This window comes from Mycobacterium sp. (genome assembly GCF_049647605.1).
Lineage (GTDB): Bacteria > Actinomycetota > Actinomycetes > Mycobacteriales > Mycobacteriaceae > Mycobacterium.
Genome location: NZ_JBARXZ010000032.1, coordinates 1 through 7,319 on the forward strand (window position 1 = coordinate 1; position 7,319 = coordinate 7,319).

Consider the following 7,319-nt stretch of genomic DNA (forward strand, 5'->3'; position numbering starts at 1 on the left):
CTCCGTAGCTGCGCCAGGGCTGCGGAGTGCCAGCGGGCGCGGCGCAGCGCGGGGGTGTCCTCGTAGAGGGTGTCGCGCACCAATGCATGGGTGAACCGGACCTGCCCCGGACCCGGCTCGTCGAGCAGGCCGGCCAGCACAGCGGCTTCCAGGCCGTCGAGCACCTCGTCCTCGTCGCGGCGGGCAATCTTGAGCAGCAGGTCCACGTCGAGCTCCCGACCCAGCACTGCCGCTTGCTGTAGCACTGTTCGGGCGGTCCCGGGAAGCCGGGACAGGCGGCGCCGCAAGACATCCCGAACACCGGCGGGGATGCTCGCCGTGGCTGCTGTCCGTCCCTCGGCGGCAAGCAGTCGCGCGAACTCGGTGACAAACAGTGGATTGCCGCCGGTGCGATCGATCAACAGGTCGAGTACATCGGTGTCCAGCTCGAAGCCACCGTCGGGGGCGTGCTCGCGGATCAGCACCCTGATGCCCGCACGAGAGAGGCCGCCGAGTTCCAAGCGTTCCGCGGTGACCGCTGCCAGCGCGGCGAAGGTGGCGGTCAGGTCCGGACCGGTCTCGGTGTTGCGGTAGGCCGCCAGCACCAGTAGCCGACGATCCGCCAGATCGTGGGCGAATCCGCGCAGCAGCTGCAGGGTGGCGCCGTCGGCGCGGTGCAGGTCGTCGAGGACCACCAGCAGCGGGCCGGCACTGCTCGCCCGACGGAGCGCAGCACCCACCGACACCGCGATATCGAACGCCGAGCCGAGCGCGGGTGCCGCCGACCCGAGTGACTGCACCACTTCCGACCAGGCCCACGCCGGGGGAGCACCGTCGACCTCGGGGCAACGACCCCGCGCGACGGTCCACCCGCGCTGCGGCAGTCGGTCCGCCACCACGTCGGTGAGGGTGCTCTTGCCGGCACCGGCCTCGGCGCCGATCCACACCACCCGCAATCCGTGGGCGAGCACCGTATCGACTGCGGCGTCGATGCGCACCAGCTCGGGCGAACGTCCGACCAGGGTGGCTAGATGCCGTTCTCGGGGTGCCGGTGCCACGGCGTGGACGGGAACCACCGGTGTTGCGGCCGTGGGCATGTCACGACGGCTGTCGATCAGATCCGCGGACTGCGCGAGGATCTTGGTCTCCAGGGTGCGCAGGGCCGGACCGGGGTCGAGGCCCAGCTCGTCGGCCAGGCGGTCGCGGGCCGCCCGGAGTTGGGCCAGCGCCTCACTCTGGCGGCCGGCGCGATACAGCGCCAACGCGAGCAGCCGGACGGCTTCTTCCCGCAGCGGCTCGTCGGCGACATGGCGTTCCAGCTCCGGGATGAGCGTCGCTTCATAGCCGAATTCGAGCCCGAGGGCGGCGTGGTTCTCGACGGCCGCGGCCCGCAACCCGGTCAGGCGGGTGATTTCCGGGGACGCCCAGTCGGTGTCGGCGAACTCGGGAAGCACCGGCCCCGACCAGCAGTCCAGGGCGGCCCGTAACAGTCCGACACGGGCGGCCGGCTCGGTGCTGGCTTCGGCGTCGCGCAACAGCGCCTCGAACCGCCAGGTGTCCACCGCGTCGACGGGAAGCCGTAGCGCGTAACCGGGGGCGGCGCTGACCAGAATCCGGGCCGGGGTCCGCCGGGTGCGTTCCGGCTCGAGGACCCGCCGCAGATTCGAGATGTGGACCTGCAGACCACCCAGTGCTTTCGGTGGTGGTTCGCCGGCCCAGATGTCGTCGATGATCCGGTCGGGGGACACCACGGCGCCACCGGCGACGGCCAGTCGGGTCAGCACTGCCCGGGGGCGGGGGCCGCGAAGGTCGACAACCTCACCGGCAACCTCGACCGTCAGCGGTCCGAAGAGGGTGATCCTGATGTCGCTCATCGCCGGCCAGGATATGCAGTGCAGTGACGCCTCACCACCCCTGGAGCGGACGTGACCGTGGACATAAGGCGTTTGCCGGTGGGGCCGATGGGACATCATGCACAGATGAACCTGTTGCCGTCGCCGAACGTGACGCTCTCCGATGCCGATGTCGCGGACGTTCTGGGAAACGCTGTGCGGGTCATCGGCCCGCTGCTGGACGTCTTGTGGGGCACCGACCCACTCCGGGTGAAGCAGCGTACCTATCGAGCCTCCGAAGGCCCGATGGCCAAGGTCGGCGATGCGCTCGGCTGGGTTCTCAATGTCGCCGACGTACCCGGTACCACGGCCTGGGAAGATCTCGACACCGACGAGCGGATCGGGTGGTGGGTGTGTCGGGTCGGTGGGGTGAACACCATGGCTGTCGCGTTTCCCGGGTTTCTGGGAGTGATGGCGAATCGTCTTCCCCTGCAGGATCTGCTCGGTTTCGCCAATCAGGCGATGGTGCTGTGTGCGGTGGCGCGGGAGTGCGGTGTCACCGACCAGGGGCAGCAGGTGCGCCTGCTGGCCGCGGTGCTGTGTGAACGTGATCTTGCCGCGGTTCCGGACGGAGATGACAAGGGCACCGGGCCGGGCCTGTCACAAATCCCGCGCAATCCGGTTGGCGTCGCCAAAGCGGTATGGCATCTGATGGGTGTGTTGAACGCGGTCGGCGACGAGCTCGCCAAACGTCCCCACCCGCGGGCGCCGTTCCGGACCCTGGGCATGTTGCCGGTCGTCGGTGTGGTCGCTCACTATTTTGGTGAGCTCGGCGCGCTGTCCCGTGCGGCGAAGCGGGGCCGTGCCTGGATCGCCGAGCACGTCCCGGCTGCCGCGGCGGGGTGAGGTGAGCGCTTTGCGCGGGTGACGATGATTTCCGGGCCCGGATCGGGTCAGTACAGGTGATCGGATGTACAACAACACCTGTAGGAGGATTCATGGCTACGGCAACACCACCTGCGAGCGCTGCACCACCGGTTGTCGATCACGACACCTGGCGGGCCGCCCTCGATGAGCTGCGGCGGCGGGAGAAAGCCGCCACCAGGGAACTGGATGCGGTAGCCGCCCAGCGCCGCCGGTTGCCGATGGTGGCCATGCCCGACTACACGCTGATCGGTGAGGACGGCCCGGTTCGGCTGGCCGACGTGTTCGAGGGCTGCACCCAGCTGATCGTCTACCACCACATGTGGACCGACGGTGCCGAGTGGCAATGCGGCGGGTGTACCGGATTCACGTCCCAGTTCACTCGCCTGGACTTCTTGAAAAACTATGACGCCCGATTCGTGATCGTCACAAACGGACCCATCGACGAGGCGTTGGCCTACCGCGACAAGGTGGGTAACAAAATGCCGTGGTACTCGTCGTCGGAGAGCTCGTTCGGTGCCGATGTGGACGCCGCGCCGGGAGCGGGCTTTGGGGTGAATGTCTTTCTGCGGCAGGGAGATGCCGTATACCGAACCTGGCACACCAATGGGCGCGGCACCGAACAGTTGAGCCATACGTTTGCGCTGATCGATCTGCTGCCCTGGGGTCGTCAGGAGGAGTGGCTGGATTCTCCTGCCGGTTGGCCGTCTCGGCCGACCTACTCGGGATGGCTGGACAGCCCGGATATCGCGAAATTGTATGGAAAGGACCAGGAATGACCCAGGTTGTCCGCCCCGGTCCGGGATCTGGAGGCTGATGACCCGAAACCGGTCGGCCACCGGTAGGGTCCAGGGGTCCAGGCCCGACTAGTGGGGAGTGCTGATGCCAGTGGGTTCCAGCGTGGGATCCGGTGCCGACATCGGACGGTTGTTGCTGCGGTGCCCCGATCAGCCGGGAATCGTGGCGGCGATCAGCGCATTCATGACCGAGGCCGGTGCAAACATCGTGTCCTTGGATCAGCATTCCACGGCGGCTGAGGGCGGGACGTTTCTGCAGCGCACCATCTTTCACCTTCCGGGCCTGGCTGCCCTTCGCGACGAGCTCAGTGCTCGGTTCGCGCAGGACATCGCCGGCCGCTTCGACATCGACTTCCGGCTCACTGAGGCCTCGCGCCCCAAGAGGGTGGCGATCCTGGCCTCCCGTGAGGACCACTGCCTCCTGGACTTGTTGTGGCGCAATCGCCGCGGCGAACTCGACATGTCCGTGGTGTTTGTGATCAGCAACCATTCCGACCTCGCAGAACAGGTCCGGCCGTTCGGGGTTCCGTTCATCCACGTGCCCGCGCACAAGGACATCCGCGGCGAGGCGGAGAGCAGGATGCTCGATCTCCTGCGGGGCAATGTCGATCTTGTGGTGCTGGCCCGCTACATGCAGATCCTGACACCCACGTTTCTCGATGAGGTGGGTTGTCCGGTGATCAACATCCACCACTCTTTCCTGCCGGCGTTCATCGGGGCTGCACCGTACCGCCGGGCGCGGGAGCGCGGGGTGAAACTGGTTGGTGCGACCGCACATTACGTGACCGACGACCTCGACGAGGGACCGATCATCGAGCAGGACGTGGTGCGGGTGGACCACCGCCACGAGGTGGCTGACCTGGTCCGGTTGGGCGCCGATGTGGAGCGTGCGGTGTTGTCCAGGGCGGTGCTGTGGCACTGCGAAGACCGGATCATCCGGTACGGCAATCAGACCGTCGTTTTCTGATCCGGTGTCTGCCCGGCTCCGCTGAGGACCAGGTTCACTGCGTCGTCGAGCTGACCCGCGATCTGGTTGAACGACAGGAAGCGGGCCGTCATCAGGGCTCCCGCAAACGTCATCAGCAGGGTGGTGCCCACCGAGGGCGGCCAACCCGGTCCCAGTGATGCCTGAATTCTGGTGATCACCTCGGCGCCGATCTGCTCCCGGATGGGTGTGACAGCGGGGTCGTCTGCCATCAGGGCGGCGCTGCAGGCGGCAGTCAGTTCCGGTTCGTGGGCGACCACCAGGGCCATCTCGCGCAAGGTGGTGCTCACCCGCTCTGCGGTGGGCTGGTTGACGTCGGTGCGGACGGGTGCATCTCGCAGTAGTCGTAGGTAGATCGCTGCCACCAGCGCGCTCTTGGAGGGGAAGTAGGTGTAGGCACTCGCGGGTGACACGCCCGCGCGAGCCGCCACCATGCGCATGGTCACGGTGTTGAACGACGTGTGGTGCAGCTCCTCGAGGCCGGCGTCGAGGACCTTGCGGATGGTCTGTTCGGGACGCCGGTCGCGCTTGCGGGCGTTCGCCGGTGCGGTCTGTGGATCGGCCACCACTTCGCTGGACACGGATCCAAGAATAGGCGGCTTGTCAGGACCGGTCGCCGGCCGCTAGCCTCGGACATATATTTCGTACAGGTGTCCAGAAAAGGGGCGTGATGACGGTCACCGATGACCACAGTCGCTTCGGCGAAGGGTTCGATTTCACCTCTCCCGACGTCGTCGAGGGTGGGATCCCAGTCGGCCAGTTTGCCGAACTGCGGCGTACGTCACCGGTGTGGTGGAATCACCAATCACCCGGCGCGTCGATTTTCGACGACGGCGGCTACTGGGTGATCACCAAGCATGAGGACATCAAACAGATCTCACGCGATGGCGAGGTCTGGTCCACCAATGCCAAAGGTGCGGTGATGCGGCTCCCGGACGGAGTCACCGCCGATCAGCTGGAATTCACCAAGGCGTTGTTGGTCAACCAGGATCCGCCGTCGCACACCCGGCTACGCAAGCTGGTGTCCCGGTTGTTCACGCCGCGAGCCGTCGCGGCGCTGGAGGCCAAGCTCGAACACACCGCACGTGAGATCGTCGCGACTGCTGTGGCCAAGGGCAGCGGCGACTTCGTCGAAGACATCGCGATGGGTCTGCCGTTGGCGGCGATCGCGGATCTCATCGGGGTTCCCGATGTCGACCGCCGCAGGCTGTTCGACTGGACAAACGCGATCATGAACACCGACGATCCGGATTTCAACAACGTCGACCCAGCGGTGGTCAACGCAGAATTGATGGGTTACGCCTACGCGATGGCCGAGGAGCGCAGGCGAAATCCGGCTGACGACATCGTCACCCGGCTCATCGAAGCCGATGTCGACGGTGACTCGCTGGGGGACGTCGAGTTCGCGTTTTTTGTGATCCTGCTGGCGGTGGCGGGCAATGAGACCACCCGCAATGCCATGACCCACGGCATGATCGCGTTCGCTGAGAACCCCGAGCAGTGGGACCTCTACAAGCGGGAACGGCCGGGCACCGCGGTCGACGAGATCGTACGGTGGGCCACCCCGGTGCACTGCTTTCAGCGCACCGCGCTGGTCGACACCGACGTCGGGGGCGTCACGGTGCGCGCGGGGCAGCGAGTCGGCTTGTTCTACAGTTCAGCCAATTTCGACGACGAGGTCTTTGACCGGCCGCACACATTCGACATCACCAGGAACCCGAACCCGCACCTGGGATTCGGGGGACACGGTGTTCACTACTGCATCGGTGCGAACCTCGCCAGAACCGAAATCAGGCTCATCTTCGAAGCCATCGCCGATCTGGCCCCCGACATCTCGGTGCTCGCCGATCCGCAGCGGCTGAGGTCGGGCTGGATCAACGGCATCAAGGAACTGCAGGTCGCCTATCGCTGAGGGGTCGCCGGTGCTACAGCACCCTGGTGATGCGATCAGAACCTTGATTGATGCGTTTCTTGGATTTTGACAGGCAAAATCGGTCTTGGACATGTGTTGATCTCGCACCTACCGTAGGCCAGGTGACCACCTCGGGGTTTGTTTCATCGGCGTTGGGTTCGTCCAGACGGATCCTGATCACGGGGGTCCGGATCACCCCGGTTGCGTTTGCCGATCCACCGCTGCTCAACGCGGTTGGGGTGCATCAGCCGTGGGCGCTGCGTGCCATCATCCAACTCGACACCGATGCCGGTCTGGTTGGACTGGGCGAGACCTATGCCGATGTTGTGCACTTGCACCGACTCGAAGCAGCCGCTGCGGCAATCCGGGGACGTGATGTCTTCGAGCTCAATATGATTCGTGCCGCAGTCTCGGACGCCATCGGAGGTGACCGGACCGGTGACGGCTCCGGGCTGGCCGGCATGATCACCTCTGCCAGTGTGGTGGACCGGGTGTTCTCCCCGTTCGAAGTGGCCTGTCTGGACGTGCAGGGGCACGCAATGGGACGTCCTGTCGCCGACTTGTTGGGCGGAGCGGTCCGCCAGGAGATTCCCTTCAGCGCGTATCTGTTCTACAAGTGGGCTGCCCACCCCGGAGGGGAGCCGGATACCTGGGGTGAGGCGCTCGATCCGGCCGGCATCGTCGCGCAGGCACGTCGAATGATCGACGACTACGGATTCACCGCGATCAAACTCAAGGGAGGCGTGTTTGCCCCCGAGGAAGAGATGGCAGCGGTTGTCGCGCTGCGTCAGGAGTTTCCGAACCACGCGCTGCGGCTGGATCCCAACGCGGCCTGGACGGCCGAGACGTCTCTGAAGGTTGCTTCCGGGCTGGCGGGGGTCCTCGAGTAC

General features: G+C 66.0%; 7 protein-coding genes. 5 read left to right on the forward strand and 2 right to left on the reverse strand.

Annotation, left to right across the window (positions count from 1 at the left end; genetic code table 11):
* Window positions 1–1,853: ATP-binding protein (locus tag WBB07_RS04950; RefSeq protein ID WP_526305323.1), on the reverse strand; the 1,853-nt coding region annotated here is incomplete at its 3' end.
* A gap of 105 nt (window positions 1,854–1,958) precedes the next feature.
* Between WBB07_RS04950 and WBB07_RS04955 the strand changes: the two genes are divergently transcribed.
* The 3 genes from WBB07_RS04955 (at window position 1,959) to purU (ending at window position 4,499) form a co-directional block, all read left to right on the forward strand.
* The gene (locus WBB07_RS04955) at window positions 1,959–2,717 is read left to right on the forward strand and encodes a hypothetical protein (protein WP_526305325.1); all 759 of its coding nucleotides are present in this window, start codon (window positions 1,959–1,961) and stop codon (window positions 2,715–2,717) included.
* A gap of 92 nt (window positions 2,718–2,809) precedes the next feature.
* Complete coding sequence (locus WBB07_RS04960) at window positions 2,810–3,514, forward strand: DUF899 domain-containing protein (protein WP_526305327.1); 705 nt, start codon at window positions 2,810–2,812, stop codon at window positions 3,512–3,514.
* A 103-nt stretch (window positions 3,515–3,617) separates the two neighbouring features.
* Window positions 3,618–4,499, forward strand: coding sequence for a formyltetrahydrofolate deformylase (gene purU, locus WBB07_RS04965; RefSeq protein ID WP_526305329.1), 882 nt, complete (start codon window positions 3,618–3,620; stop codon window positions 4,497–4,499).
* Here the strand turns inward: purU and WBB07_RS04970 are convergent.
* The gene (locus WBB07_RS04970) at window positions 4,481–5,098 is read right to left on the reverse strand and encodes a TetR/AcrR family transcriptional regulator (protein WP_526305331.1); all 618 of its coding nucleotides are present in this window, start codon (window positions 5,096–5,098) and stop codon (window positions 4,481–4,483) included. The genes purU and WBB07_RS04970 overlap by 19 nt on opposite strands.
* A gap of 89 nt (window positions 5,099–5,187) precedes the next feature.
* Between WBB07_RS04970 and WBB07_RS04975 the strand changes: the two genes are divergently transcribed.
* Complete coding sequence (locus WBB07_RS04975) at window positions 5,188–6,429, forward strand: cytochrome P450 (protein WP_526305333.1); 1,242 nt, start codon at window positions 5,188–5,190, stop codon at window positions 6,427–6,429.
* 122 nt (window positions 6,430–6,551) lie between these two features.
* Window positions 6,552–7,319, forward strand: a 768-nt coding sequence (locus WBB07_RS04980; protein WP_526305335.1) for an enolase C-terminal domain-like protein, incomplete at its 3' end; no start/stop codon positions are given.